Annotated in this window: 26 protein-coding genes and 1 pseudogene; 19 read left to right on the forward strand and 8 right to left on the reverse strand. The window is 42.8% G+C overall.

Translation table 11 applies throughout. From position 1 onward, the window contains the following. Positions 1-132: 132 nt before the first annotated feature. Positions 133-825, forward strand: coding sequence for a hypothetical protein (locus ACFX4H_RS14205; RefSeq protein ID WP_377435806.1), 693 nt, complete (start codon positions 133-135; stop codon positions 823-825). A gap of 49 nt (positions 826-874) precedes the next feature. Here ACFX4H_RS14205 and ACFX4H_RS14210 read toward each other — a convergent pair whose 3' ends face one another. Further along, entirely contained in the window at positions 875-994 is a 120-nt protein-coding gene (locus tag ACFX4H_RS14210) for a DUF4023 domain-containing protein (protein WP_034310614.1), read from the reverse strand. A gap of 275 nt (positions 995-1,269) precedes the next feature. Between ACFX4H_RS14210 and ACFX4H_RS14215 the strand changes: the two genes are divergently transcribed. The 7 genes and pseudogenes from ACFX4H_RS14215 (at position 1,270) to ACFX4H_RS14245 (ending at position 8,802) form a co-directional block, all read left to right on the forward strand. Then, positions 1,270-2,643, forward strand: a complete 1,374-nt coding sequence (locus ACFX4H_RS14215) for a sensor histidine kinase (RefSeq protein WP_377435671.1) — start codon at positions 1,270-1,272, stop codon at positions 2,641-2,643. A 9-nt stretch (positions 2,644-2,652) separates the two neighbouring features. Continuing rightward, entirely contained in the window at positions 2,653-3,237 is a 585-nt protein-coding gene (locus ACFX4H_RS14220; RefSeq protein WP_034311724.1) for an ANTAR domain-containing response regulator, read from the forward strand. Positions 3,238-3,381: 144 nt separating this feature from the next. Further along, the gene (eutH, locus tag ACFX4H_RS14225; protein ID WP_034310619.1) at positions 3,382-4,653 is read left to right on the forward strand and encodes an ethanolamine utilization protein EutH; all 1,272 of its coding nucleotides are present in this window, start codon (positions 3,382-3,384) and stop codon (positions 4,651-4,653) included. Positions 4,654-4,671: 18 nt separating this feature from the next. After that, positions 4,672-6,078, forward strand: coding sequence for an ethanolamine ammonia-lyase reactivating factor EutA (locus tag ACFX4H_RS14230; protein WP_377435672.1), 1,407 nt, complete (start codon positions 4,672-4,674; stop codon positions 6,076-6,078). A gap of 18 nt (positions 6,079-6,096) precedes the next feature. Continuing rightward, a complete protein-coding gene (locus ACFX4H_RS14235) occupies positions 6,097-7,461 on the forward strand; it encodes an ethanolamine ammonia-lyase subunit EutB (protein WP_377435673.1) in 1,365 nt (454 codons plus the stop codon). A 23-nt stretch (positions 7,462-7,484) separates the two neighbouring features. Next, positions 7,485-8,219, forward strand: a pseudogene (gene eutC, locus ACFX4H_RS14240) (ethanolamine ammonia-lyase subunit EutC); the annotation flags it as partial. 103 nt (positions 8,220-8,322) lie between these two features. Next, a complete protein-coding gene (locus ACFX4H_RS14245; RefSeq protein WP_377435674.1) occupies positions 8,323-8,802 on the forward strand; it encodes a hypothetical protein in 480 nt (159 codons plus the stop codon). Here ACFX4H_RS14245 and ACFX4H_RS14250 read toward each other — a convergent pair. Further along, on the reverse strand, positions 8,735-9,460 hold the full coding sequence (locus ACFX4H_RS14250) for a DUF4261 domain-containing protein (protein ID WP_063589872.1): 726 nt from the start codon (positions 9,458-9,460) through the stop codon (positions 8,735-8,737). The genes ACFX4H_RS14245 and ACFX4H_RS14250 overlap by 68 nt on opposite strands. A gap of 260 nt (positions 9,461-9,720) precedes the next feature. On the opposite strand from ACFX4H_RS14250, the gene ACFX4H_RS14255 reads away from it, so the two are divergent. Continuing rightward, positions 9,721-10,440, forward strand: coding sequence for a YebC/PmpR family DNA-binding transcriptional regulator (locus ACFX4H_RS14255; protein WP_249598731.1), 720 nt, complete (start codon positions 9,721-9,723; stop codon positions 10,438-10,440). A 98-nt stretch (positions 10,441-10,538) separates the two neighbouring features. On the opposite strand, the gene ACFX4H_RS14260 is transcribed toward ACFX4H_RS14255, so the two are convergent. Further along, positions 10,539-11,945, reverse strand: a complete 1,407-nt coding sequence (locus tag ACFX4H_RS14260) for a polysaccharide deacetylase family protein (RefSeq protein ID WP_034310629.1) — start codon at positions 11,943-11,945, stop codon at positions 10,539-10,541. Between the two features lie 185 nt (positions 11,946-12,130). On the opposite strand from ACFX4H_RS14260, the gene ACFX4H_RS14265 reads away from it, so the two are divergent. Both ACFX4H_RS14265 and rsiV read left to right on the forward strand, forming a co-directional pair. Further along, positions 12,131-12,646 carry an RNA polymerase sigma factor SigV gene (locus ACFX4H_RS14265; RefSeq protein WP_106027609.1) on the forward strand — a complete coding sequence of 172 codons (516 nt, stop codon included), beginning with the start codon at positions 12,131-12,133 and terminating at the stop codon, positions 12,644-12,646. Further along, positions 12,631-13,500 (forward strand): anti-sigma-V factor RsiV, encoded by an 870-nt coding sequence (rsiV, locus tag ACFX4H_RS14270; RefSeq protein ID WP_377435675.1) that lies wholly within the window; start codon positions 12,631-12,633, stop codon positions 13,498-13,500. The genes ACFX4H_RS14265 and rsiV overlap by 16 nt, the downstream gene beginning before the upstream one ends. A 301-nt stretch (positions 13,501-13,801) precedes the next feature. Here the strand turns inward: rsiV and ACFX4H_RS14275 are convergent, their stop codons facing one another. Then, the gene (locus ACFX4H_RS14275) at positions 13,802-14,026 is read right to left on the reverse strand and encodes a hypothetical protein (RefSeq protein WP_063589875.1); all 225 of its coding nucleotides are present in this window, start codon (positions 14,024-14,026) and stop codon (positions 13,802-13,804) included. A gap of 339 nt (positions 14,027-14,365) precedes the next feature. Here ACFX4H_RS14275 and ACFX4H_RS14280 point away from each other — a divergent pair, with 339 nt between their 5' ends. The 3 genes from ACFX4H_RS14280 to ACFX4H_RS14290 all read left to right on the forward strand — a co-directional run bounded on the left by ACFX4H_RS14280 (position 14,366) and on the right by ACFX4H_RS14290 (position 16,940). Continuing rightward, positions 14,366-15,856, forward strand: a complete 1,491-nt coding sequence (locus ACFX4H_RS14280; RefSeq protein ID WP_034310643.1) for a peptide MFS transporter — start codon at positions 14,366-14,368, stop codon at positions 15,854-15,856. Between the two features lie 183 nt (positions 15,857-16,039). Beyond that, complete coding sequence (locus ACFX4H_RS14285; protein WP_241637379.1) at positions 16,040-16,549, forward strand: MepB family protein; 510 nt, start codon at positions 16,040-16,042, stop codon at positions 16,547-16,549. Between the two features lie 109 nt (positions 16,550-16,658). Next, entirely contained in the window at positions 16,659-16,940 is a 282-nt protein-coding gene (locus tag ACFX4H_RS14290) for a hypothetical protein (RefSeq protein ID WP_241637380.1), read from the forward strand. Positions 16,941-17,015: 75 nt separating this feature from the next. Here the strand turns inward: ACFX4H_RS14290 and bioA are convergent, their stop codons facing one another. The 3 genes from bioA to ACFX4H_RS14305 are packed head-to-tail and all read right to left on the reverse strand — an operon-like array spanning position 17,016 to position 19,665. Further along, positions 17,016-18,398: an adenosylmethionine--8-amino-7-oxononanoate transaminase gene (gene bioA / locus ACFX4H_RS14295; RefSeq protein WP_377435676.1), complete on the reverse strand. Its 1,383-nt coding sequence runs from the start codon at positions 18,396-18,398 to the stop codon at positions 17,016-17,018. Then, positions 18,395-19,102: a dethiobiotin synthase gene (gene bioD, locus ACFX4H_RS14300; protein WP_053536598.1), complete on the reverse strand. Its 708-nt coding sequence runs from the start codon at positions 19,100-19,102 to the stop codon at positions 18,395-18,397. Before bioD ends, bioA begins: the two co-directional genes overlap by 4 nt. Beyond that, positions 19,081-19,665 carry a biotin transporter BioY gene (locus tag ACFX4H_RS14305; RefSeq protein ID WP_377435677.1) on the reverse strand — a complete coding sequence of 195 codons (585 nt, stop codon included), beginning with the start codon at positions 19,663-19,665 and terminating at the stop codon, positions 19,081-19,083. The genes bioD and ACFX4H_RS14305 overlap by 22 nt, the downstream gene beginning before the upstream one ends. Positions 19,666-20,154: 489 nt before the next feature. On the opposite strand from ACFX4H_RS14305, the gene bioB reads away from it, so the two are divergent. Further along, positions 20,155-21,120, forward strand: coding sequence for a biotin synthase BioB (gene bioB, locus ACFX4H_RS14310; protein ID WP_218013321.1), 966 nt, complete (start codon positions 20,155-20,157; stop codon positions 21,118-21,120). A 1,072-nt stretch (positions 21,121-22,192) separates the two neighbouring features. Here the strand turns inward: bioB and ACFX4H_RS14315 are convergent. Next, positions 22,193-22,378, reverse strand: coding sequence for a hypothetical protein (locus ACFX4H_RS14315; protein ID WP_377435678.1), 186 nt, complete (start codon positions 22,376-22,378; stop codon positions 22,193-22,195). Positions 22,379-23,355: 977 nt separating this feature from the next. Between ACFX4H_RS14315 and ACFX4H_RS14320 the strand changes: the two genes are divergently transcribed. The 4 genes from ACFX4H_RS14320 to modA all read left to right on the forward strand — a co-directional run bounded on the left by ACFX4H_RS14320 (position 23,356) and on the right by modA (position 26,864). Further along, positions 23,356-24,054: a polysaccharide deacetylase family protein gene (locus ACFX4H_RS14320; protein WP_377435807.1), complete on the forward strand. Its 699-nt coding sequence runs from the start codon at positions 23,356-23,358 to the stop codon at positions 24,052-24,054. A 17-nt stretch (positions 24,055-24,071) separates the two neighbouring features. Next, positions 24,072-24,671 (forward strand): DedA family protein, encoded by a 600-nt coding sequence (locus ACFX4H_RS14325; RefSeq protein ID WP_034310668.1) that lies wholly within the window; start codon positions 24,072-24,074, stop codon positions 24,669-24,671. Positions 24,672-24,803: 132 nt separating this feature from the next. Then, a complete protein-coding gene (locus ACFX4H_RS14330; protein ID WP_052137369.1) occupies positions 24,804-25,970 on the forward strand; it encodes an MGDG synthase family glycosyltransferase in 1,167 nt (388 codons plus the stop codon). A gap of 102 nt (positions 25,971-26,072) precedes the next feature. Then, positions 26,073-26,864 carry a molybdate ABC transporter substrate-binding protein gene (modA, locus tag ACFX4H_RS14335; RefSeq protein ID WP_377435679.1) on the forward strand — a complete coding sequence of 264 codons (792 nt, stop codon included), beginning with the start codon at positions 26,073-26,075 and terminating at the stop codon, positions 26,862-26,864. Positions 26,865-26,888 lie beyond the last annotated feature (24 nt).

Here is a 26,888-nt window from a genome sequence, read left to right on the forward strand (position 1 = left end):
AGGATTCAAGTTTTGGATCTTACTGTTTTTTTTTTGCTTTGTCAGCTATTGGTGAAAAATTAAAATGAACGTCGAATGGGATTTCTTTTGTCGTGATTGGGGTAAACCATAGATGAGGAAGTGATCATTTTGATGAATGTACTTTTTATGCTGCTTTATTTTATAATCATTGTTCTTGTAATTGAAATATCGGTCACCTTGATGAAATTGACTGGATTAAAAGGCACAGTGGCAAGATTTCAGGTTATTTCCATGCTGACGGGCACTGGTTTTACAACTGACGAGTCAAAATCCATTATCGATCATCCCGTTCGAAGGAAAATAAGCATGTTCTTAATTTTATTTGGTGCATTCTCGCTTGCTGTCATCATTTCATCGATCAGTACATTGCTTACAGATGATCTGCGTTTGATGGAGTTAAGCATCATTATTGGAATCCTGCTGGTTTTAACCATTTTAGTGAAGGTTCCATTTTTGAATAATAGATTATCGAATAAGATGAAAAGTGAAATGTACAATCATTATGAATTATGGGAACACCCGATAGAAGAGGTCTTATTTTTAGGAGATGAAGACGTGGTCATGGAAATCGATATTTATGAGGACTCGGAGTTCATCGATGTCAAAGCCTTTGATGCCATTTCACATAGAGCCGACATCAATATTTTATTTATTGAAAGCGGAGAAGTGAAAATCAGAAAAGAGCTATATGAGTATAAAATCAAATTAGGGGATAATCTCTTTTTATATGGAAATAAAAAAGAGATAGAAGAAACATTCTCAAAAGAAATCGAAGAGATGAAGAAGAAAAGTGCATCAGACTGAAAAGATCCCAGCCTATATTAAAGCTGGGATCTTTTGAAGATTGTCTTCATTAGTGTTTTTTATTCGGTAATTTCTGAGCGGGATTCCCATTACCTTGACGGCGCATATTGCCTTCTTGCTTTTTTTGCTGCTCTTGTATGCTTTCAACAAACTCCTTTGAACTTTTCATGGAATGTACCTCCTCCGTTATTTTCTTTTTTACTATAACCAGAAGAGGTGGAATTCATGAGTATGCAAAAAGGAACGGTGGTCATATATGGACGAAAAGTGGTGATTTTGTTCCACAAGTGAGTTGAAAAGAATATGGGTCAATCGTTTTAAATATCGCTATCTAATGTTAGAATACATTACATTAGAATATTTTGAATATTGACAAAAATAAAGCCGGTATCTATAATAATCAATAATAATATCCATGAATAAACGTTTATTGGGGTTTTGCCTATGGAACGGACAATGACCGTCCGGGATTTATGTGCGTTGCATACTCATTTATTGGACAGTGATATTCAAATTCTTGAAAACCTATCAACGAATTTACCGTTGATAGCCGATTTGAATAAAGCGAATGTGTTTATTGATTGTCCGGTGCGTGAAGGGAAGCATGCCATTGTCGTTGCAGAGGCATGCGGACACTCCGTTAAATCGGTTTACGATCATCCGGTTGTCGGTAAATTTGCTTATGAGGCATTCGAACCGGCCGTATTTTATGTATTGCGCACCGGAAAGGACATGTTCGTGAATCGGGCATTGACTCAAGAGGGAGCGATGGTCCAGCAAAGTGTCGTTCCAATCAAGGGGGAATGCAATCGTGTCATCGCCGTTTTGATCATGGAAAAGGTGATTCATGAAGAACCTGAATCTTTCAATCAGTTTGATAGGCAAGATCAACAAAATTCCTTAGTTCCTGAATTTATCGAGGAGTCCATTTTCCTGATTAATAACCAAAACCGACTTGTTTATACGAATCCTGCTGCCATTAATTTAGTATCGGAAATATGTTTGACGGACTGTGTTTTAGGTGAATCGATTTTCGATTATTTTCCTGGCTTTGCCGATGTTCTTGCTTCAAAAGAGGACATTTTGATGAAGGAAATGAACATTGGTAAAAAGATTATCCAACTAAAGAAATTCCATTTGGGCAACAAGAATTCCAATGAAACGTTCATCATCATCCGGGACCTGACTGAACTGCGGGATAAAGAAAGGGAGCTGATCAGCAAATCAGTAGCGATTCGTGAAATTCATCATAGGGTGAAGAATAATTTGCAGACAGTGGCCAGTTTACTTCGGCTGCAAATGAGGTTAGGAGCCCCTGAAGAAAGCAAGCCCCATTTATTGGTCAGTTTGAACCGGGTGTTAAGCATATCGTCGGTTTATGAAATCATTTTGGCAAGCAGTCAGGTCGATCATGTGGATCTGCTGGAGCTTATTAGAAAAATAGGCGATATGATCGTTCATACGGAGGGGCAAGCTCGCCAATGCGTAAGCATTGAATATAGGGGTGAGCTTCATTCGATTGATTCCGACATTGGCATTTCGGTCGCGCTGGTGGTGAATGAGCTCATTCATAATTGTTTGAAACATGCCTTCAAGGAAGGGACGGAAGGGAATATTACCGTATCCTTGCAAAAGGACGGTCCTGAATTGGAACTTCAAGTAAGAGATGATGGCATCGGATATTCACCTGCAGTGAAACCTTCTTTGGGGCTGGATATCATCCGCATGACGGTGGAAAATGATTTGGATGGGGAGTTTTCGATTCAGCGGATTAAAGAAGGTACCCTGGCTTCTGTAAGATTTCCATACAAGAGGTAGGTGGGAGAAGTGGACAAGAGGATTTTGGTCGTGGAGGATGAATCGATTGTTCTGCTTGATATAACGATCATGCTCAAGGATGCAGGCTTCGATGTGGTTGGACATGCCCGTAATGGCGAGAAGGCGATTGAATTGGCACATGCACTGCAGCCGGATCTCGTTTTGATGGATATCAAAATGCCGAAAATGAATGGGCTTAAGGCTAGCGATGTGATATCCAATACCTTTCAGATTCCGGTCCTGCTTTTAACTGCATTCAGCCAGCGTGAATATATCGACGAGGCGAAGCGAGCGAACATCGTCGGATATCTTGTAAAGCCAATTACGGAGGCGAATCTGATTCCGGCAGTGGAGATAGCTTTGCTGCAAGCAGCCAATACAAAGAAGTATCAGGAACGAAATGCTCAATTGGATGAAACGCTCACAAATCGAAAAGTCATTGAAAAGGCAAAAGGAATCATCATGAAAAGGAAGAATGTCAGCGAAGAAATCGCTTACAATAAACTGAGAAGGCTTAGTATGGATAAGCAGCTTTCCATGGAGACGGTGGCACGTCGAATCATTGCAAATGATCAAAAACAAGTAAATAGATGAAGCAATGGCGCTTTGATGGACCAAATTGGTTGTAGGCAGGGATTTCTGCCGAAAAACCTAAGTTTGGGCTATAAGAGGCGTCTTTTTTATACCCTTTTTTTAAGTCGATAGGCCAAATCAAATCGGAATTCAGGGGGAATATGTATGGAAATGGTAGGTAAATTCGTTATTTATATCATTATGGTGTGTGCCGTTGTCGGTGCCATTGCATCGATTAAAGACAGTGAGCAGGGCTTGGGGAAACAGTTCATGGAAGGTTTGCATACCGTTGGCCATATATTTATCCCGGCAGCTGGAATCATGGCCTCGATCCCTTATTTATCTTGGTTCATCAATACAGTATGCGGCCCGGTTTTCGCTGCGATCGGTGCAGATCCAGCCCTCGCCGCAACAACAATTTTGGCGACTGATATGGGGGGTTACCAATTAGCGGCCGAGCTGAAGGAATCATATGAAGGCTGGATCATGGCGATGATTGTCGGCTTTATGTCCGGGGCAACGATTGTATTCTCGATCCCAATGGGGCTTGCAATGCTGGAAAAGCGTGATCATAAATACATGGCACTTGGTGTCATGTCAGGAATCCTGACGATTCCGATTGGCGCTTTTATCTCAAGCGTGCTGGTGGTGGCGACGAATTCGAAAATCCGCGAAGTGATTTCCACGAATGCGGATTCTACATACGAATTCGCGTTGAGCTATTTGAAAATTGCCCTGAACCTTTCCCCGCTTCTTATTTTTGTGGTCTTGCTTGCGTTAGGCCTTTATTTCCTGCCGGATTTGATGATCAAAGGTTTCATGTGGTTTGGAAAAATATTGGACGCCGCGATTAAACTAGTGCTCGTGTTTTCAATCGTGGAAATTTTCACCGGATTGTTTTCCAAAGTATTTGGTGCTTGGGGCTTCCATCCGATCATGGCCGATAAGGCAGACCAGTTCCGTGCCCTGGAAACGGCGGGGTATATCGGGATCATGCTGGCAGGTGCATTTCCAATGATTTACCTGATTCAAAAATATGCAGGCAAGCCATTGGAAGCGATGGGCGGGAAAATCGGGTTGAGCAAAGCCGGGAGTGCAGGGATATTAGCCACGGTAGCCAATATATTGGCAATGTTCAAGCTTGTTAAAGAAATGCCGCCGAAGGATAAGGTCATTAACATTTCCTTCGCTGTGTGTGCGGCCTTCCTATTGGGTGATCATTTATCATTCACAGCCAACTTTCAGCCTTCCTTAATATTACCGATCATTGTCGGGAAGCTATCTGCCGGAGCGATTGGAATCGGTCTTGCTTACTGGCTGTCCGTTCCGAAAGCTTTGGAATTAGAAGAAAAGGATCGAGCAGCAGGAGTTATCGGCATAAATGAATATAAAACGAAAAACGAGGAAGAAAACAGCAATGAAATCCAAGTGGTGTAAAACTGGGGTGTGGTTTTAATGAATGAACAGGTGGAACGAATCATCAGTGCAGGAATTGATATTGGCACCAGTACGACGAAACTTGTTATCAGCGAGCTTTCGCTTAGGAATGTGGCGGGTGGCGGACAGGTGCCAAAAATTGAAATTACCGATAAGGAAATTCTGTATCGAAGTCCCATTTTCAGGACCCCCCTTGTATCCGAGACGGTAATTGACATACCTGCTGTTCAAAGAATGGTGGAAAGTGAATACCAAAAAGCAGGAATCACGATCGAAAACATACAAACAGGGGCTGTCATCATCACTGGGGAAACGGCAACCAAACAAAATGCAGAAGAAATGGTGTACCGGTTATCTAAAGCGGCGGGGGAATTCCTTGTAGCGGCAGCCGGTCCGGATTTGGAGGGAATCATTGCCGCCAAGGGATCCGGCGCCTATCAACATTCCATCAAGACAAGAAAGACTGTAGCAAACATAGACATTGGCGGGGGGACAGCGAATATTGCCGTATACCGTTCAGGCATGCTTTGCGGAACCTGCACACTGCATATAGGAGGCCGTTTGGTGGAGTGGGAAGGAGCTAAGGCGAAGGTTGCTCCTTCAATAGGAAAATGGCTGAAATCAATAGGGCGCTCTCCTTTGAATGGTCAAGGAGCAATCATCGCAAATGAAATGGCGAAGGTGCTTTCGAGGTTTTTGGCTGGCTCCTTCACAAAAGAAGATGAACTTCTATTAGTTGGGAAGGAGCCATCCTGGACAGAACGAATAGACGTGTTGATGTTCTCGGGCGGTGTCAGTGATTGCATCTATCATGAAGAACGGGAGGACGAAAGCTTCCGGGATATCGGCATGATGCTTGCAGCCTCCATTAAGGAAAGTGAAGAATTGGCCGCATGGGAGTGGGAACAGCCTGTTGAAACGGTTCGTGCGACTGTACTTGGAGCAGGCGCACATACAACTGAAATCAGCGGAGCAACCATCGAAGTGAATGATTCTCATCTGCCAGTTCGTAATATTCCAGTCTATCGGGTCGATTTTCATGGCGGGCTTGATGATGTAACCGCGAAAATGACACAAGCTGTTCAGGATGCGATCACAATATACGATGCTTTGCAGGAGGGGCTGAATTTTGCCTTTTATTTAACGAATTTACCTTACCAATCATTTCGGGACATTCACCGGCTTGCAGTCGCTTTTACCGAGGCACTGAAGCAAAAACCGAATCGGCAGCAGCCTCTGATCATTGTCATGGATAGTGATTATGGAAAGGCACTTGGTCAGACCATTCTAGCGAACCAACCGGATCTGCCGGTCATCTGCATTGATCAGACAGAAGTGGAACATGGTGACTATTTAGATATAGGAAGGCTGCTGCGGACAGGGGTCGTTCCGGTTGTAGTAAAAACGCTAACCTTCCACAGTTAGGAAAAGGAGGATCATACGATGAAATTATCCACTCAATACTTTGGGGAAATCCATCAATTCAAATCGTTGAAAGAAGTCCTGGCCAAAGCGAATGAAGAGAAATCAGGAGATAGGCTTGCGGGAATTGCAGCAGTTTCCGTTCAAGAACGGATTGCGGCAAAAGCGGTGCTTAGCGAATTGACTTTGGCGGACATCAGGAACTATCCCCTGCTTTCCCCGGAAGAGGATGAGGTGTCGCGGATCATAGATGGTCTCATCAATGGAACCATCTATCAATCTGTGAAGAATTGGAGCGTAGCCGAACTGCGTGAATATATTTTGAGTGACGAAACGACAGGCGAGGACTTAAAGCGATTAAGCAGGGGATTGAATAGTGAAATGATTGCAGCGGCAGCCAAGTTGATGTCGAACCTCGACCTTATCCATGCAGCCAATAAAATCGAAGTGCTCACCAAGAATAATGGCACGATCGGATACAAAGGAACGCTAGCTTCGCGCCTTCAGCCTAACCACCCGACAGACAATGTGGATGGCATGCTGGCTTCTTTAAAAGAAGGCCTCTCCTATGGAATCGGGGATGCACTCATTGGAATCAACCCTGTCGATGATTCGGTCGAAAGCGTAAAGCGGCTGCTTCATGCGACACAGGATGTCATCCAGAAATGGAACATCCCGACCCAAAACTGTGTGCTTGCGCATGTGACCACGCAAATGAAGGCCGTTCAGCAGGGGGCGCCTGCTGATATGATCTTTCAAAGCATAGCCGGAACGGAAACGGCCAATCGCTCTTTTGGAATTAACGTACAATTGCTCGAAGAAGCTAATGAGATAGCGAAGGCCTATGGCACCGGCACAGGCCCGCAGCATCTTTATTTTGAAACGGGGCAAGGCTCCGAGTTATCGGCCGAGGCGCATTTCGGTATCGATCAGGTGACGCTTGAAGCCAGGAACTATGGATTTGCCCGTTATTTTGACCCATACATTGTCAATACGGTCGTCGGATTCATCGGACCTGAATATCTATATAACAGCAAGCAGGTCATCCGGGCAGGGTTAGAAGATCATTTCATGGGGAAAATGCATGGACTGCCGATGGGGGTGGATATTTGCTATACGAATCATATGAAGGCGGATCAAAATGATATCGAGGACTTGGGTGTACTTTTAACGGCGGCTGGTGTGAATTTCATCATCGCTACTCCGATGGGTGATGACTGCATGTTAAACTATCAGTCTTTGAGTTATCACGATATAGCGACTTTGAGGCAAACGATGGATAAGCGGCCTGCCCCATTATATGAAGCTTGGCTGGAGAAGATGGGGATTATGGAGAACGGAAAATTAACGAAGCTTGCCGGTGATCCAACTATATTTAACCATTAGGAGTGGATGATATGGGAATGAATAATAAGGAAGATTTGGATGCCATGATAGCGAAAACCCCTGCGCGGATAGGGGTAGGCAGGTCAGGGACCCGGCCGAAAACGGATTCGTGGCTGAAATTCCGTTTTGACCATGCAGCGGCAGTCGATGCTGTATATGGTGAAGTCAGTGATATTCTTTTGAAGCGCTTGGATTTATTCAAGGTGAAAACGAAGGCCGATGATAAGGAAGTCTATTTACGGCGTCCGGATTATGGCAGGAAGCTTTCGGATGAAGCAAAAAGGGTGATAGATGCCAAATGCATAAAGGCTCCAACGGTTCAAATCATCATTTCCGATGGCTTAAGTGCCAAGGCAATCGAAGAAAATGTCGAGGACGTCTATTTATCTTTCAAACAATCTTTGGCAGTGGCAGGTCTGGATACGGGTACACCATTTTATATTGAAAAGGGCCGAGTTGCCGTGATGGATGATATCGGTGAAATCCTTGGACCTGAGGTCATTGTCCTGTTGATCGGTGAACGGCCCGGTCTTGTCAGTGCTGAATCATTGAGCGCTTACATTTGCTATAAACCACGTTTGGGCACCATTGAAGCGGAGAGGATGGTCATTTCCAACATCCATAAAGGAGGGATCCCCCCTGTTGAAGCTGGAGCGCATCTTGGCACGGTCATACAAAAGATCCTCAAATACCAAGCGAGCGGCATGTCCCTCGTGAAGAAGGAACATGAAGAAGAAAAGCGTGAAAAACTCGGTTGAGCCCCTAGTGTCTAAAAAAGGAAGTTCGGATGGTCTCATTTGACGATCATTAAGACTAGGTCGTTGATTTCCTCTCCAGGCACTCGCTTTATATGTTTTTTTATTGTTTTATGAATCCGTTATTGGATGGAAGAAAATTGCGACACTCCTGCCGAAAAGCTGGCTAGCCAAGACCCCACAGGCGCTTGAGCCGAGGAGGCTTGGCAGACAGTCGGCGGAAAGGGAGCGGATTTCTGAAATCGACTGGAATACTTATAAAATAAAAAAACTGCAGGCACTCGCTTTATATGTATTTTTATTGTTTTATGAATACGTTATTGGATGGAAGAAAATGGCGACACTCCTGCCGAAAAGCTGGCTAGCCGAGACCCCACAGGCGCTTGAGCCGAGGAGGCTTGGCAGACAGTCGGCGGAAAGGGAGCGGATTTCTGAAATCGACTGGAATACTTATAAAATAAAAAAACTGCAGGCACTCGCTTTATTTGCCTGCAGTCTGGGGGGAGCGGATCGCTCCCCTATTTACTTGTCCCTAAATTCCATAAACCAAACGGGTTGTAGAAGGGATGTTCTTCTTCATATCTAAAGTCTTGAAGGCCCGTCAATATAAAGTCGGGTGCATCTTGCTGAATGCTAAAGGTTTCGCCATTCTTAAAGAGAGGCCGTTCACCTACATGGTAATAATTAAATGTGTTAAGCAGGGCAGCCGCCTCTTTCGGACTCATTGTGTTAAGTGTCACGGCATCCGGAAGACCAAAGGCCTTCATTCCGAAAGAACAATAATAGTCTTCCTCTCCGATGATCGTGACAAAATGGGCATATACCGAGAGAATATCCGGGCTATGATGAAGATGCTGCCAATCTTCCTTTGAATGGGCAATTCCCGCCGTTTCTATTTTCACTGCCATTCCGCCTGCCTTGAGGATCGCCGCCCCGGCATCGATCAAATCGATAACGGTTCCGGTATCGGATACATCGGCTATTATATAAACGGTAAAGGTATGGTCATTGATTTCCTCTAATGCATTCTCTGAAAAGGCGTCTTTACTGGCGTAAGAAAAGCTCTCTTTCAAAGTGGGTTCATAATCATGGATCTCCGCCTGAAACGTAATGTTCTTATCACTGTTATGAAAAACATTCCCGGCTAATAGATACCCTTCGCTTTGGGAAGCAACCGTTTGAATCAATTCTGTCCGGTCCTTCCATTTACCGGGTATCCCGATGATGATTTGGTTGTCCTTCATGGATCATCTCTCCTTTCCAATCACTTCATACTATACCACTACTGATGTTTTCCATAGCATTTCATGAAAAATGGCGCAAAGTACCGATAAATGCCAGTGAGGGATGTGCAGGACTTTTTCAAAATTATACAATTGATGTATAATATAATCTAGTAAACGTATAGCCTATCTTCAAAGGAATTCCCCTTGTGGGTTTTCTCATAGGGCCGTATCTTAATTATCTATTCGTATATATCAATGATGAAAGAGAGTGGAATATAATGGGTCGTAAGTGGAATAACATTAAAGAAAAAAAAGCGTCAAAAGATGCTAATACTAGTCGGATTTATGCTAAGTTCGGACGGGAAATATATGTAGTGGCAAAACAAGGCGAACCAGATCCAGAATCCAATCAGGCATTAAGGGTCGTACTTGAGCGTGCGAAAACGTACAATGTTCCAAGAGCGATCATTGACCGTGCGATTGAAAAAGCCAAAGGCGGTTCGGAAGAAAACTATGACGAACTTCGTTATGAAGGATTCGGTCCAAATGGTTCAATGGTCATCGTGGATGCATTGACAAACAACGTGAACCGGACGGCATCCGATGTACGTGCCGCATTTGGGAAAAATGGCGGGAATATGGGTGTCAGCGGATCTGTTGCCTATATGTTCGATGCAACGGCTGTCATCGGGATTGAAGGTAAAACGGCTGATGAAGTTCTTGAACTGTTAATGGAAGCGGATGTTGATGTACGAGACATCATTGAAGAAGAAGAAAGTGTCATCGTTTATGCCGAGCCTGAACAATTCCATGCTGTACAACAAGCATTCAAGGATGCAGGAATCAGCGATTTTACAGTGGCGGAGCTGACGATGCTTGCACAAAATGACCTAACCCTTCCGGAAGATGCACAAGCACAATTTGAAAAAATGATTGATGCATTGGAAGATCTGGAAGATGTTCAACAAGTTTATCATAATGTAGAACTTGGTGAATGATAAAATGAGCAGGCCTTTGCTATATGATCAAGGGTCTGCTTATTTCATTTGAAAGGAAAGAACCTGTTCCGAAACACGAAACAGGCTCTTTCCTTTTATTATTCACTTATGGTGATTCCGGAAAGTTCACGGTCTTTCTTTACCTTTTCCAATTCTGAAATAGTGACAAGTTGATAATCTTGGTCATGCAGTTGTTTAATGATTTTTCCTGCAGCCTGGGCGCTAGTTTGATAGATATCATGCATTAATATGACTCTGCCATCTTTGGCTTTGCTCATCACTTTGTTTACGATTTTTTTTTCATTGCGTTCTTTCCAATCCTCTGGATCGACATCCCAAAGTGAGACTTTCATATCCTCCATGTATTCCCGCACATTATGGTTAATCGCCCCATATGGGGGACGGACGAGATTTGGCTCAGTACCTGTAGCTTTTTTTACAGCGTCTTGGGTCTTTTCGATTTGATCTTCGATTTTGTTCTTGCTTAAGCGCGTCAGCTGCGGATGATCCCATGAATGGTTGCCGATCTCATTTCCTTCCTGCAGCATTTTTTGCAGAACTTCCGGATAGTGCTGTACGCGGCTTCCAAGTACGAAAAACGTCGCGTGACCATCATATTTTTTCAGGTCTTCCAGGATGGACAGTGTATGACTTGGATGCGGCCCGTCATCGAACGTCAAGGCAATGACCTTTTTTGAAGGGTCGATCCATTCATTTTGCACGGGCAGTTTGGCGACGATATGTTTTGGCTGCCATTCCTTTACACGATCCTCATTCAAATCTTGACTTTGATATGAATCTAGCAAACTATCTTTAAAAAGATCCTTATTGATGGCTATTGTATGGGTCTTAGTTGAATCATCAGTCTTAACGTAGAAAACGAGTGTATTTTTCAAGACTGAAAAAGAATTGAAGTTGGCTGCCTTCAGTTTGTTTTCCTTTTTAATGAGACTGTTTGAAATGCCTTCTTCTTCCTTCTGCGTTAACTCTTCAAAAACAATATCGGATAAAACGGATAAATAATCAGTATCCGTGGCAAAGATGTCTTCTATGGAGAGCTTTTGCTGAGATGGAATATCATAAGTGAAGATCTGGGTTCCAGACTGCTTCTTTCCTTCCACTTGCTCATATTTATCGAAGGAAATCGTAATGGTCTGTTTGCTGAAATGGAGGATCGTATAGGTGAGGTTAAGCTCGGAAGCTTTTCCGTCGGATGCTTTCCATTTCTTTTCATAATCCTTAATTTCTTTCTTTATGTAGGCTTCTAGCTGCTTGTCGATATTTTCTAAATGCAGAACGGGCCTGCTGGCTGAATACCCGCCTTTCGTATTATCTTTCACATACGTTTGAATATCGGCTTCTGGGTAATTTTTATCAGTTGTATAGGCCGAAACGGTTCTCTTCTTATCAAAAGCAAGGCTTTTAATGGCTAACCCCATCGTTCCTACAGCAGCTGTTAGACAAAATAGAAAAATAAAGACTTTTTTATAATTTAATTTCCTCATGATGCATTCCACCTCGATAATCATTCTACTATATAGACGCGCCAAAAGCCTTAAAAGTTTGTAAAAAATTTCATTTTTTTATATTTATATCTTTTCTTGCTCATTTTCAAACTTTTATGGCTGCACCAACGTCTATTCTTTGTACCCAGGATACGTAATTTAAATGTAAGGAGCTCTAACATGTAATGAAAAACCCAGAAATGAATCAATTAATCGCGGCCCGGATAACCGAAAGGCAAGAGAATTTGTACAGACTTGCTTTTTACTATGTCAAAAACCAAGAGGATGCCCTGGATATCGTGCAGGAATCAATCAGGAAAGCGCTAGCCTCCAGCAGCAAAATCAAAGACGCCGCTTCTATAGATAGTTGGTTATATAAGATCACTGTACGAACGGCACTGGATGTTTTGCGGAAGAAAAAGAAACTGACCGTCGCCGATGATGAAACAATAGAATACTTGCGCCGCGGTGAGGAGGATCACTATCCTGACCTGGATTTGCAAAAGGCCCTGGAAGGACTTTCAGTCAAGTACAAAACGGTAGTCGTCCTCCGTTTCTTTGAGGACCTGAAGCTGGACGAGATAGCGGAAGTGCTGGAAGAAAACGTAAGCACGATTAAAACGAGATTATATAAAGCGCTGCAACTATTGCGGATCAACATGACTGAAAGGGAGGAAACGAAAAGATGGAAAAAAAATTAAAAGATCTGCGGGAAGAATATCTTAAAATACCGATACCAAAGGAATTGAATGATTTCGTTCAAGCAGCCTTGATTGAAAAGCCAAGGAAAAAGCCGAGGATTGGCAGGAATATCCTCGTGTCAGCGGCAGCAGCTCTCCTGATCTTGACAGCTTCCGTAAACATCAGTCCGGCAGCGGCGAAAGCCATGAGTGATATACCGATAGTCGAGAAGGTCATCAAAGTGATTACCTTCGTCGAATGGAAAGAAGAAGCGAATAATTCTTCGGCAGTAATCAAAACGCCTGCAATATCCGGTCTCGAGAATAAACAGCTCGAAGATAGCTTGAATGATAAATACTTATCGGAAAGCAAGCAGCTTTATAAGGAATTCACGGATTCCATGTCAAAACTGAAGGAAGGGGAAAAGGGCAATATCTCGGTGGAAAGCGGATATGTGATATTGACGGATAATGAAACGATCGTATCCGTACAGCGTTATACGGATACGATTTCTGCTTCCAGTTCTACAGAAAGTCAATTCGATACAGTCGACAAGAAAAACGAAGTGCTGTTAACGCTAAATAGCTTATTTAAAGATGATCGCTATCTTCAGGTGATCAGCGAGAACATCAAGGAACAGATGAAGCGGCAGATGGCTGAAGATCCGGAAAAGATATATTGGGTGGAAGATGATGATTTTACTGCTTTTAAAGGCATCGATGAAAACCAAAACTTTTATATAAATGAAGGTGGCAAGCTAGTCATCGCCTTTAACAGCTATGAAGCTGCGCCGGGGTACATGGGGGCCGTCGAGTTCATCATTCCGACAAAGGTGCTGTCAGACCTTCTTGTTGGCGATCAATATATCCATTAAAACGGTCCTATTGTAATTCTTAGGCTGTTTTCACATACTTTGTTGCTATTTACCAAGTAGTGAGGTGTGGTTTATTTCCCCTCCAGATGCTCGCTTTCCGCGGGGCGGGCGGCGAGCCTCCTCGGCGTAAACGCCTGTGGGGTCTCACCTGTCCCGCTGCTCCCGCAGGAGTCTCGCACTTCCGCTCCAATCAACATTAAATAGTTTCGTTTAAAACAACAATTTTTACGAAAAGAGCCAATTCTTATGACGGGCGGAAGGTTTTTAAAACGGCACAAAAAAGACGAACAACGTTACTTACTTACAGTAACCTTGGTTCGTCTCTTTTTTGTTCGAATTTCATCTGGTCCAGTTCCAGCCTCATTTTTTCCGTCTCCATAAGGAAGTTTTCATGTTTAAGTTTTTCAAGCTCCAGTTCAACTTGCAGCATCTTGTGTTTGGTTTTTGACTGTTTTTCGAAATGGCTTGTCAGTATTCCGAGTATGGGGATGGAAAAAATCATCACCACGGTTATGATCCCGAACATTATGGTGCCTCCTCTTTTTTTATATCTATTATACGGTGAATATAACGGTTGTGGTGGGGATATTTCAAAATTCATCATTTCCTTTTCTCGTTAATAAGTACATGGCAACCAAAGTGATATCAAGCGTAATACCATGGATGAAGTTAGGGTAATATATCATTGATGGCCGCTTTCTATTAGATTATATGGACTGTTTTTTAGTGCGGAATCCGGACTTTTGCTTGTATGGTGGAAAGCCCACTTCTATTTATTTTGAAATTAATTATTTAAATATACTAAATATTTGTTTACAATAGTGAAATTTAAAGTTATTATACAATAATAAAAGGAGGGCTAGGTATGGCAACGATAAATAAACAGAAAATTGTGGATAGTGTACCTCAAAAAGGTTTTTTTGGAAACCCTAAAGGATTATTCACCCTTTTCTTTACTGAGTTCTGGGAGCGTTTCTCCTATTATGGCATGAGAGCCATTCTTGTTTACTATATGTATTATGAAGTTTCTAAAGGGGGACTAGGACTTGATGAAACCACAGCCCTTTCCCTTGTATCCATTTACGGATCTTTAGTTTATATGTCCGGTATAATTGGTGGATGGCTTGCCGATAGGATTTTCGGGACCTCAAAAGCCGTATTATACGGTGGTATCTTGATCATGCTCGGGCATATTGTCCTTGCTGTACCAGGCAATCTCTCCATGTTTTTTGTTTCCATGGTACTCATTGTTCTAGGTACTGGTTTATTAAAACCGAATGTTTCCAGCATTGTCGGTGAAATTTACGCGGAAAACGACGAACGCCGGGATTCCGGTTTCAGTATATTTTATATGGGTATCAACATGGGTGCATTCCTTTCACCACTCATTGTTGGTTCAGTCATGAACTACAGCTTCCACCTTGGGTTTGGTATAGCCGCAATTGGTATGTTAATTGGACTTATCGTCTTTGTTGCAACAAAGAAAAAGAACCTGGGCCTTGCTGGAACTCTTCCTGCTAACCCATTATCACAGAATGAAAAGAAAAAAGTATTCACTAAATTGGGGATAGCTGCACTTATCATTGCTGCCATAATCGGCATCACTGCTTCTGCAGGCATCTTAACGATTGAAACCTTCATTAATCTTGTAGGTATCCTAGGAATCGTTATTCCGACCCTATATTTCATTTTCATGTATCGCAGCCCTAAAACAACTTCTGTTGAACGTTCACGCTTGATTGCCTATATTCCTTTGTTTATAGCAGCCGTCATGTTCTGGGCGATTCAAGAGCAAGGTGCAACAATATTGGCAAACTATGCAGACAAAAGGACACAGTTGAATTTTGCTGGAATAGAAATAAACCCAGCATGGTTCCAATCTTTGAACCCTTTGTTCATCATTACCCTTGCACCAGTATTCGCATGGTTATGGATTAAACTAGGAAAGCGTCAGCCGACCATTCCTCAAAAATTCTCAATAGGTTTATTGTTCGCCGGTTTATCATTCCTGGTTATCCTGCTTCCTGTTTATTTCGGTGGATCAGACGCATTAGTCAATCCACTATGGCTTGTACTAAGCTATTTCCTTGTAGTACTTGGAGAGCTTTGCTTATCGCCAGTTGGACTTTCTGCCACTACTAAATTGGCTCCAGCTGCATTCTCGGCACAAACAATGAGCCTGTGGTTCCTGGCAAGTGCAGCAGCACAAGCACTGAACGCACAAATCGTTAGATTCTACACACCTCAAACCGAAATGGCTTATTTTGGAGTGATCGGTGTTGCTTCAATCGTCCTTGGACTGGCCCTGATGGCCTTATCACCAAAGATTCAAGGTTACATGAAAGGCATTCGCTAACGCATTAAAAAAGATGACCTCCGAATTAACGGGGTCATCTTTTTTATTACAATGATTTTGTGACCGTGCCAGATTGATTACATACCACTTTTACCAAAAAATTGATATGATGTTTTAGCAGCCTCATAGTTCATGCTAAAAAAACCAATGAAGCTTCATTCCAAAGTAAATAGGAGTAGCGAAATGAATGAATTTTATAGAGCTTTAACTCTTGTAAACAAAATTGTTTATGAACCTAATAATCTGTCTGTAAAATCAATCCAAGAAGAATATCAAAATTCAGAATACGGAGCTGGAACATTTCACTTAAATGCAAAATCGGTTCGATTTAGAGTCGCAAAAATAACACCCAATAAAGTGGGACAGTTTGTTGTGTTTTGGGAAAAGGACGAAAATGATAAAAATCAACCCTTTGCATATGAAAATTCTCCTGATTTATTGGTCATCAATACCTCAATGAGTAATGACCATTTTGGGCAATTTATTTTCCCGAAAGAAATTCTCGCAAAACAAAATATCCTTAAAACGCAAAATGTAAAAGGGAAAATGGCAATAAGGATTTATCCTATTTGGGATAATCCAACTAGTAAACAGGCAATAACGACTCAAAAGTGGCAACTACCTTTTTTTGTTGATCTGAGTCATGCGAATAAGTTACCGATACAAAAAATTTTAGAACTATATTCTATGTGAATCTTCCAAGTAGGAACCACTTAGCTATCTATGGTTCATGAAGAGGCTGATAGGGTGAGTTTTATATTTAAATATCTAACTCAACTTTTCAAATAGACAGGAGGTAAAAATGAAACGTTTACTTGGAATATGCTTATCCATGCAAATGACCTTCGTGCTGCTTTTCATCACCGGGATTACCCCAAAGTTGAATTCCTATGTTGGGGCAACCATTTATTTGATCATTGGGTTGGCAAGTCTGGTGATCAGCTTATATTTAGCAGGTAAGAAATTTCTCTTGGGCATTTCGTTTATTGCATTCATCTTTTCCTTGCTTATCATTTGTTTCACCATTTTCATTTATTTCTTGCCTGAAGCCGGGATGCCGCCGGAAATCCCTTTGTTTGAATAGGTGATTTCATCCAAAATTCAAGCGAAAAAAGGGCATCTCATTGAGGTGCCCTTTTTAATTCCACATCTTTTTGAATCAGTTTGCTGCTGGAATCAATCCTTTATGAATGGAGACTTCCTGAATGGCGCGGTAGACGGTTTCGACCATGAAATCGAGTTCCTTTTCTGACATGGAAAGGATCGGCATCATCGTGATGACTGGACCGAGTTCCCGGATGATCAGGCCATTTTCCCGGGCTGTATGGATGATTCCGGAAACGACATTCTCTTGGAGGGTGAACGTTTCTTTTGTTTGGCGGTCTTTAACGATTTCCACTCCAATCATGAAGCCGCGCTGGCGGATATCGCCGACTATCGGAAGTTCGTATAGCGCTTGCAGTCTTTGTGATAGGTATTTTGATTTTTCCTGGATGTCTTTAATGAGATTGCGGCTTTCCATTAGCTCGATATTCTTCAGGGCCAGGGCACAGGCAAGCTGATTTCCTGTATAGGTGTGACCATGATAGAAGGTTTTATGTTCTTCCCGTTCCCCCAGGAAGGATTGAAAGATCTGCTCGTTCATGATGGTGGCGGCGAGTGGCATATATCCCCCAGTGATTCCTTTACCCATACACATGATATCGGGTACGACGTCTTCCTGTTCGCAGGCAAACATCGTACCGGTGCGGCCGAATCCTACGGCCACCTCGTCACAAATTAAGAGGATATTGAACTTTTTGCATAATTGTTCGACCTCTTTCAAAAAGCCCTGGGGATGGGTTATGATGCCTGCTGCTCCCTGCACGAGCGGCTCGATGATCAATCCTGCAATTTCCTCGGATTGTTTCTGCAGTAACTTCTCCAGTTCCTTCAAGCAATGGTTTTTCACGGCTTCTGGATCTCCATATTCAGTCATGTGATAGGCATATGGTGAAGGGGCTGAAATCCGTTGAAATAAGAGGGGCTTAAAGATTCTATGGAATAGATCCATTCCGCCCACACTCACGGCACCGACAGTATCGCCGTGGTATGCTTCGTCAAGGGAGACGAATTTGTTTTTATTCCGATGCTTGACGGGATCGATATTCTGCCAATATTGATAAGCGACTTTAAGGGCGATTTCCACAGCGGCTGATCCCGTGTCGGAGTAAAAGACTTTTGATAAAGAACCAGGAGTGATCTCTGCCAGTTTTTTCGCCAGTAAGATCGATGGTACATTCGCAGATCCGAGCAGCGTCGAGTGCGCGACTTTATTCACTTGCTCAATTAGGGCGCCGTTTAATTCCGGCTCGTTATGCCCGTGAACATTCACCCATAATGAAGCATAGCCATCGAGGTAGCGTTTGCCATCCACATCAATCAGGTAGCTGCCTTCGCCGCGTTCGATGATAAGCGGTTTACTTTCTCGATACGTTTTCATTTGTGTGAACGGATGCCATACATATTCCTTATCCCATTGTTCTAAATCCTGACTGTTCATGCTTCGAACACCTCTTTCAGTTGTTGGGTATATTCTTGATCACCAAGCAAATCAAGGATGCAGATCCTCAAGTCTTTTCTAACATCGGCCAGTGTCGGGATGCAGGCGAGGCCATTCAGCCCAGTCAGCTTTTCAATGGTTTCGATATTGTCTTGGTGAATCCGATCTTCTGCCCGGTAATGATTATACAAAATGGTTTTCACGTTTATATCATGGACTTGGGCATAAGAATGGGTCGTCACGACATCATGAATCGCCCCTAAACCGCTTGTGGATACGAAGAGGACAGGCATCCCGCAATCCCTTATGAAATCGGCCGTCATATAGAAACCTTCCGTTCGTTCAATAAGCGGCACAGCCAATCCTCCAGCGCCCTCGACTAATACGATGTCATACATTTCCTCAAGTTCATGAACCCTTTCCACGACTTTCTTCTCATCGATGAGACTGCCGGTCAATTTAATCGCCAAATGTGGGGAGGTTTCGGGTTCCAGTGTGTAAAACCCCGATTCCTTTACACCGAGTTCCTGCTCAAACCAAGATATATCCGGGTATGTATGATTTTCCTCATTGATTCCAGTTTGAAATGGTTTGAATATCGTGACGCTTTTTCCCAATGTTTGAAGAGACAGATAGAGTGCACTCGTGACGATGGTCTTTCCAATATCCGTGCCAGTTCCGGTTATAAAGTAGGCTTGGCCCATGGATGATTCAGCTCCTTTACGTTTATATATCTTGCAATGCGCGGGCGTACTTGCTGAATGATGACAGCACATAGAATGCATAGCATTAAATCACCTGGTACAGGTAACAAGAAGCCGTATAGAATCGTTTGGCTGATGGAAATCGGCGTTTCCACAATCCACTTCATCGCACCATACAGCCAGATGCAGCCGAAAAGGTAAACGGTCAGCAAAGTGGCGGCATTAGCAAAGAATATGGAACGAATCGTGGAGAGGGAAAACCGGTTGATCAGCCATCCATTTACATAGGCTCCCAGTATATATCCGAGCAAATAGCCGAAAGTGGGTTTGAATATATAGCCGAATCCCCCGCCTTCAGCAAACACGGGCACCCCGATAAGTCCGATCAAGACGTAGCATAACTGACTGAGCATTCCAAGCCGGGGCCCCAACAATGCGCCTGCCAAATAGACTGCCAGAATTTGCAGCGTGAATGGTATGTAAGGGATAGGTATCTTAATAAAGGCGCCAATGGCAGTTAACGCGGTAAAAAGGGCCACATAAGAAATCGTCCTTGCTGTCAAGTTTTTAACCCCCTTTTTTTGAAAGTGCTGGCAGAATGCCCACTATTAGTTTGCCTGATTCCTATTTTATATGTCAACTAATTTGTTGTTTGGTTAACATATAAAGTGCCAGTTTTCTTAGGATTTAAAGGACAACTAGGAAAATATTGAAAAAAGGCCATTGAATAATATTTTGTATGTATGTTATTATTCTAACGATATGTTAACTTGTTGTATTTTAAGTTAACAAATATTATCGCTCCATTGATACTGCTAAATGTTAATTGCCCATTAAGTCTGATGGTGCACATGCAACCGGTTGGTTGGAGGGAAAAGTGGTTTAGGTAAACCCGCGGCTGGAGCAGCAGGTTGCAGGAAGCGGGTCTTTTACTGGATATCTTCCGTTTTATGTGCGGAGAACCGGATATGTTCTTTTTCAAGGAATGGCGATTCGGCACAAAATAAAAGAAAAGAGGGATAGGTTTGGAAACATTGGTAAGGGATTGGAAGATGTTAGCGGAGAACGTTATCAAAGGATATAAAGTGACGGAGGAAGAGGCATTATCCATCGTCCAAGCCCCAGACGAAGAGGTTTTGGAAATTCTGAATGCAGCCTATCTCATACGTAAACATCATTATGGGAAAAAGGTAAAATTGAATATGATCATCAATACGAAATCAGGATTATGTCCCGAAGATTGCGGCTACTGCTCGCAGTCGATCGTGTCGGAAGCCCCGATCGATAAATATGCTTGGCTGACTAAAGAAAAGATTGTCGAGGGAGCGCAAGAATCAATTCGCCGAAAAGCGGGTACTTATTGCATTGTTGCTTCTGGCCGTCGTCCGACCAACAGGGAAATCGATCATGTCATTGAAGCGGTAAAAGAAATCCGCGAAACGACGGATCTTAAAATCTGCTGCTGTTTAGGTTTCCTGAATGAGGAACATGCCGGTAAACTAGCGGAAGCAGGCGTTCATCGCTATAACCACAACTTGAATACATCACAGGAAAACTACAGTAAAATTACATCGACACATACATATGAAGACCGGGTAGATACAGTGGAAGCTGTGAAAGAAGCCGGAATGTCCCCATGCTCTGGAGCCATTTTCGGTATGGGCGAATCTGAGGCGGAAGCGGTGGAAGTCGCTCTATCCTTACGCAGCCTTGATGCAGATTCCATTCCTTGTAATTTTCTCAATGCAATTGACGGAACGCCGCTAGAGGGAACTTCCGAGCTGACCCCCACTAAATGCCTGAAATTGATTTCGATGATGAGATTCGTTAATCCTAGTAAAGAAATCCGACTGGCCGGGGGCCGGGAGGTCAATCTCCGTTCCATGCAGCCCATGGCACTTTATGCAGCCAATTCCATCTTCGTCGGCGACTATTTAACGACAGCTGGTCAAGAACCCACAGCGGATTGGGGAATCATTGAAGATCTGGGATTTGAAATTGAAGAATGTGCCCTTTAATTGATAAAGAAGATTATTGAGAGAAACTAAAAAAACACCCTTAGGGTGTTTTTTTTCAGTTTGTCGATTAAAAGGGTGGTTTGGTCCCACCCCGAACCATAATCTTAAACATAACTAGTTTATCCTTCAGAGTTTTTTACAGTAATCCTTAAAGGATGGAAGAAATTTGCGGGACTACTGCCGAATAACTGGGTAGCCGAGCCCCCGCAGGCGCTTGTGCCGAGGAGGCTCGGCAGGCAGTCGGGGGAAAGGGAGCGGATTTCCGAAAGTGGGTATGTGTAATGATTTCCACTCCAGGCACTCGCTTTCCGCGGGCGGTCCGGGGAGCCTCCTCGGCGTTCGCCTGCGGGGTCTCCCTTGGCCACGCTTTTCCCGCAGGAGTCTCGTACCTTACGTTCCAATCAGCTGGAACTTCTTTTTTTAGAGATATTGTAGGGAAACTGGCTCTTCTTCTCCAATTCGTCTACAGTCTGGCGGTTCCATCAATTTTCCGGCAAAAGGAGTTTCGAATTGCCCTTGCCCCGAACCAGGATTTTAAAAGTAAACTAGTTTATCCTTCATGTTTTTACAGTAATCCTTAAAGGATGGAAGAAATGTGCGAGACTCCTGCCGAATAACTGGCTAGTCGAGACCCCACAGCCGTTTACCGGCGAGGAGGCTTGGCAGGCAGTCGGGGGAAGGGAACGGATTTCCGAAAGTGGGTATGTGTAATGATTTCCACTCCAGGCACTCGCTTTCCGCGGGCGGTCCGGGGAGCCTCCTCGGCGTTCGCCTGCGGGGTCTCCCTTGGCCACGCTTTTCCCGCAGGAGTCTCGTACCTTACGTTCCAATCAGCTGGAACTTCTTTTTTTAGAGATATTGTAGGGAAACTGGCTCTTCTTCTCCAATTCGTCTACAGTCTGGCGGTTCCATCAATTTTCCGGCAAAAGGAGTTTCGAATTGCTCTCGCCCCGAACCAAGATTTTAAAAGTAAACTAGTTTATCCTTCATGTTTTTACAGTAATCCTTTTTAGATGGAAGAAATGAGCGACACTTCTGCCGAATAACTGGCTAGCCAAGACTTCACAGCCGCTTACGGTGAAGAGGCTTGGCAGACAGTCGGGGGAAGGGAACGGATTTCCGGAAGTGGGTATGTGTAATGATTTCCACTCCAGGCACTCGCTTTCCGCGGGCGGTCCGGGGAGCCTCCTCGGCGTTCGCCTGCGGGGTCTCCCTTGGCCACGCTTTTCCCGCAGGAGTCTCGTACCTTACGTTCCAATCAGCTGGAACTTCTTTTTTTAGAGATATTGTAGGGAAACTGGCTCTTCTTCTCCAATTCGTCTACAGTCTGGCGGTTCCATCAATTTTCCGGCAAAAGGAGTTTCGAATTGCTCTCGCCCCGAACCAGGATTTTAAAAGTAAACTAGTTTATCCTTCATGTTTTTACAGTAATCCTTAAAGGATGGAAGAAATGTGCGACACTCCTGCCGAATAACTGGCTAGCCGAGACCCCACAGCCGTTTACCGGCGAGGAGGCTTGGCAGACAGTCGGCGGAAAGGGAGCGGATTTCTGGAATCAACTGGAATGTAATTTCAAGAAAAAACTGAAGGCTCGGACACATCCCGAAGCAAGATTAAGCTAGGGGTACCTTCATGTTTTTACAGTCCCCCTTAAATGATGGAAGAAATTTGCGAGACTCCTGCCGAATAACTGGCTAGCCGAGACCCCACAGGCGCTTGCGCCGAGGAGGCTTGGCAGACAGTCGGCGGAAAGGGAGCGGATTTTTGAAATCAACTGGAATGTAATTTCATGAAAAAACTGAAGGCTCGGACATATCCCGAAGCAAGCTTAAGATAGGGGATCTTCAGAGTTTATTACAGTAATCCTAAAAGGATGGAAGAAATTTGCGAGACTCCTGCCGAATAACTGGCTAGCCGAGACCCCACAGGCACTTGTGCCGAGGAGGCTCGGCAGGCAGTCGGCGGAAAGGGAGCGGGTTTCTGGAATTAACCGGAACGGTTTTCAAAGAAAAAAACTGCAGACATTGCAGTAATAGAACTAATGTCCTTCAACCTTTACAAAAATAAAAAAATAATGATAAGTGAAAATAATGAAAAAAAAATGCTAAATTGTTAGTGAGGTTTTATAATGAATTACCTGAATACTATAACATTTGCTGCATTGTAGTAAAAGATTATGATATAGGGAAAGGAACAGTATTGGTAATATCAATAATGAGAGGATAGTTTTGTGTGATGCATATATGGCTGATTAGTTTTATTATTTTATTATTGCTATTAATATTTTATACTATTATCCCAACGGTGCTAATTCGTGTATGCAGCTTGGGAATAACCAAAAAAATACATTCGAATAATGGGATTGCGCTAACTTTCGATGATGGCCCAAACCCTGAATATACGATAAAATTACTTGATCTTTTAAAGGAATATGAGATAAAGGCCACATTTTTTGTTGTGGGCAGTAAAGTGAAAAGTAATCCAGGGATTATTAAAAGAATGCATGAAGAGGGACATACGATAGGTATCCATCATTTTCATCATGTTTCAAGTTGGGTCCTATCACCAATTCATCTGCGAAAACAGTTGGAAATGACTGAAAAGGCGATAACGGAATGCACGAATGAAAAGGTGATATTTTATAGACCGCCATGGGGCCATTTCAATATGTTCACCCCACTGTTCAGTAGGAAATATAAAGTGATTATGTGGTCCGGCATCTTTGGGGATTGGAAAGTCGAACATTGCAAAAATACTCTGCTTGATCAGCTTCGAAGCACTTCAACAGAAGGTTCCATCCTATTGCTTCATGACTGTGGTGAAACATTGGGAGCGGATAAAGAGGCACCAGGCTATATGATTGAAATGTTAAAAATTTACCTGCAGGAGAGTAAGGAAAAAGGAACACACTTTATTTCTTTAAAAGACTTATAACTAATTCTGGGGGTATTATGGATATAGATACGCTTATACATTTTATTGATTCATATGGATACCTGATCATTTTTCTTTTTTTATTCTTCGGCATCGTGGGAGTGCCTGCTCCAGAAGAATCACTTCTATTTCTAATTGGGGTGCTGGTTGTCCAAGGTAAGCTCTCTATGGGTTTAGCGATGCTGTGTGCAATTCTCGGCGCCTTTATCGGAATGCTTGCAGCTTATGCATGCGGAAAATATGTGGGGTATCCATTTATAAATAAATATGGAAGATTCATTGGGATTACGGCTGAACGCTGGGAGAAAGCAAAGAGAAACTATACGGATAATGCACGAAAAACGTTAGTATTGGGATTTTATATTCCGGGGATGAGGCAAATTAGTCCATATTTTGCAGGAATCTCTTCTATACCCTTTCGGAAATACTTCCTCTTTTCCCTATTAGGCACTATACTATGGACCGTCCCTTTTATAGTGGCCGGTTATTATGTGGGGGATGCTTTTAATGTTAATCCCAAATATGTTCCATATTTAGGTGTTGTATTTTTAGTTATTTTTGTACTCTATGTTACTATCAAATACATTAAAAAGAGAAAACAAAGATCCAAAAGTTGAGTCGGCTCCTTATTATAAAACGTCGGAAATAAAAAATCGATTTAAGGAATTTGTTCAACGATATTGTAAGAGGAAGATATCATGAACTATATATTTTGTATTTTCAGAATGATTTCTTAGGAGATGACACATATGAAGAAGATTTTGTTTTTACCTCTCTTTCGAATGCAGTCGGGACATCATCAAGTTGCAGAGGCATTGATGGATATGTTAAAAAAGCATTCGAATGGGATTGCTTATAAAAAAATCGATCTAATCAGTTATACCAATACCTCTCTAGAAAAATTCATTGCAAATAGTTATCTGACATGGATCCGTTATGCGCCGGAAACCTATAATCTTGCCTACAAGAACCTGTTTTATGTTCACTCGCCAAAGGAAAGTGTATGTAAATGGTATCAGCAATTATTCATGAATAAGATGGAACGATTGATAGCGGAAGAAAAGCCTGATTTAATTGTGTGTACACACGGTTTCCCTTCATATCTTTTGAGTCAGTTAAAGATGAAAGGAAAGTGCAGCACACCGGTAATAAACGTGTACACGGACTATTTTATTAATAATGTGTGGGGAAGCGAAGGGATAGATGCCCATTTTCTTCCTAGTCAAGAAGTGAAAGAAAAGCTGATGAGTAAGCGTCAAATACCAAAACAAACGATGATGGTCACTGGCATTCCCGTGCACGAGGAAATCACAAAAAATGCCCGTGTCCAAAGAAACACAGAACGGCCAAAAATTTTGATATCCGGAGGAAATAGCGGTCTGGGAGGGATTTTGAACTTAGGTGATGAGTTAAAGAATTCAACCGACTTTGATTATTTAGTTCTTTGCGGAAATAACAACAAGCTTTATGAAGAAATCAATACATGGAACTTACCTCATATCAAACCATTGCCCTATATCTCATCAAGGTCTGAAATGAATAAACTTTATGAAGAAGTTGACGCAATCGTTACGAAACCGGGCGGTGTCACGATCAGTGAATCATTGCGAAAAAGGCTTCCGATCTTTGTTCATTCCAGGCTTCCGGGGCAGGAGGAAATCAATCTGCAGTATCTAAAACAGCAAGGCCTTGTATTTAAACTTAATCAGAAAACCCCTTTTGAAAAACAATTGCTGAGTATATTGAAGGATCAGAAAAAAATGAAAAAATGGAACACATCCATAGAGTCCTATCATAAGGAAATAGAGTTGGAGAAACCCGAGGGAATAGTGGAGGTCATGAAATTGATCCTTGATCTTAATCAAAATGGTACGCCTTCCTATCTAGCCCGACAGCCCAAACTTCTTTATAGCTAAATGCATGGTGTTCCCGCTGGTGAGCCTAAAAGGAAGAATGGATACGGAAGGCTGCTGAATTAGCAGCCTTCCTATAATGAAAGGTCGGAAGGAAGTGTGACTTTGAAAAAAACATACCTTATGATTTTTTTGATGATGATGCTTGTGATGGCGGGGGCAGGGTGTTCAAGTGATGAAACGGAAATGAAGCCGCAAGCCGGAGGAAAAGTGGAATTGACGGTTTCCGCAGCTGTAAGTTTGCAAGATGCCTTGAATGATATAAAGAAGTCTTTTGAAAAAGAGCATGCAAATGTGGAAGTTCATTATAACTTTGGGGCCTCTGGAGCTCTTCAGCAACAGATATCCCAAGGCGCACCTGTTGACCTGTTTTTCTCAGCAGCAGAAGATAAATTTGATAAATTAATAGAGGAAGATCTTATTGAAGAGAAGAATGGAATCGATTTAGTCGGCAATGACCTGGTGCTGGTGGTGCCAAAGGATTCCAAAAAGGAAATCGGGTCACTGGAAGACCTCACAAAGGCCGATAAAATTTCGATTGGCACTCCAGAGTCTGTACCGGCAGGGCAATATGCGAAACAAACTTTGGAAAACATGAACCTTTTCAAAGAGATGGAAGATCGATTGGTATATGCCAAGGATGTGCGGCAAGTGCTTACATATGTGGAAACGGGAAATGTGGACGCAGGCCTCGTTTATAAAACGGATGCGCTCAACTCATCAAAAGTTGAGATCATTGCAGCAGCCCAGGGAGATTTACATGATCCGATCATATATCCCGTGGGAATGATCAATAACCTGGATCATGCCAAGGAAGCCAAGCTATTCTATGACTATCTCCAAACGGAAGCCTCCATGAAAATCTTTGAAAAATACGGATTTAAGAATTTGAAATAACCGCCAATCCGGTGGCTTACAGTT

Origin of the sequence: Peribacillus sp. YIM B13477 (assembly GCF_042787955.1) — a bacterium.
Classification (GTDB): Bacteria; Bacillota; Bacilli; order Bacillales; family DSM-1321; genus Peribacillus; species Peribacillus frigoritolerans.

Excerpts from the sequence above, each read along its gene's own strand:
- ACFX4H_RS14205 (WP_377435806.1), top strand. The coding sequence starts at position 133 with ATGAATGTACTTTTTATGCTGCTTTATTTTATAATCATTGTTCTTGTA.
- ACFX4H_RS14210 (WP_034310614.1), bottom strand. The coding sequence starts at position 994 with ATGAAAAGTTCAAAGGAGTTTGTTGAAAGCATACAAGAGCAGCAAAAA.
- ACFX4H_RS14215 (WP_377435671.1), top strand. The coding sequence starts at position 1,270 with ATGGAACGGACAATGACCGTCCGGGATTTATGTGCGTTGCATACTCAT.
- eutH (WP_034310619.1), top strand. The coding sequence starts at position 3,382 with ATGGAAATGGTAGGTAAATTCGTTATTTATATCATTATGGTGTGTGCC.
- ACFX4H_RS14230 (WP_377435672.1), top strand. The coding sequence starts at position 4,672 with ATGAATGAACAGGTGGAACGAATCATCAGTGCAGGAATTGATATTGGC.
- ACFX4H_RS14235 (WP_377435673.1), top strand. The coding sequence starts at position 6,097 with ATGAAATTATCCACTCAATACTTTGGGGAAATCCATCAATTCAAATCG.
- ACFX4H_RS14250 (WP_063589872.1), bottom strand. The coding sequence starts at position 9,460 with ATGAAGGACAACCAAATCATCATCGGGATACCCGGTAAATGGAAGGAC.
- ACFX4H_RS14255 (WP_249598731.1), top strand. The coding sequence starts at position 9,721 with ATGGGTCGTAAGTGGAATAACATTAAAGAAAAAAAAGCGTCAAAAGAT.
- ACFX4H_RS14260 (WP_034310629.1), bottom strand. The coding sequence starts at position 11,945 with ATGAGGAAATTAAATTATAAAAAAGTCTTTATTTTTCTATTTTGTCTA.
- ACFX4H_RS14265 (WP_106027609.1), top strand. The coding sequence starts at position 12,131 with ATGAAAAACCCAGAAATGAATCAATTAATCGCGGCCCGGATAACCGAA.
- rsiV (WP_377435675.1), top strand. The coding sequence starts at position 12,631 with ATGGAAAAAAAATTAAAAGATCTGCGGGAAGAATATCTTAAAATACCG.
- ACFX4H_RS14275 (WP_063589875.1), bottom strand. The coding sequence starts at position 14,026 with ATGTTCGGGATCATAACCGTGGTGATGATTTTTTCCATCCCCATACTC.
- ACFX4H_RS14280 (WP_034310643.1), top strand. The coding sequence starts at position 14,366 with ATGGCAACGATAAATAAACAGAAAATTGTGGATAGTGTACCTCAAAAA.
- ACFX4H_RS14285 (WP_241637379.1), top strand. The coding sequence starts at position 16,040 with ATGAATGAATTTTATAGAGCTTTAACTCTTGTAAACAAAATTGTTTAT.
- ACFX4H_RS14290 (WP_241637380.1), top strand. The coding sequence starts at position 16,659 with ATGAAACGTTTACTTGGAATATGCTTATCCATGCAAATGACCTTCGTG.
- bioA (WP_377435676.1), bottom strand. The coding sequence starts at position 18,398 with ATGAACAGTCAGGATTTAGAACAATGGGATAAGGAATATGTATGGCAT.
- bioD (WP_053536598.1), bottom strand. The coding sequence starts at position 19,102 with ATGGGCCAAGCCTACTTTATAACCGGAACTGGCACGGATATTGGAAAG.
- bioB (WP_218013321.1), top strand. The coding sequence starts at position 20,155 with ATGTTAGCGGAGAACGTTATCAAAGGATATAAAGTGACGGAGGAAGAG.
- ACFX4H_RS14320 (WP_377435807.1), top strand. The coding sequence starts at position 23,356 with ATGCATATATGGCTGATTAGTTTTATTATTTTATTATTGCTATTAATA.
- ACFX4H_RS14325 (WP_034310668.1), top strand. The coding sequence starts at position 24,072 with ATGGATATAGATACGCTTATACATTTTATTGATTCATATGGATACCTG.
- ACFX4H_RS14330 (WP_052137369.1), top strand. The coding sequence starts at position 24,804 with ATGAAGAAGATTTTGTTTTTACCTCTCTTTCGAATGCAGTCGGGACAT.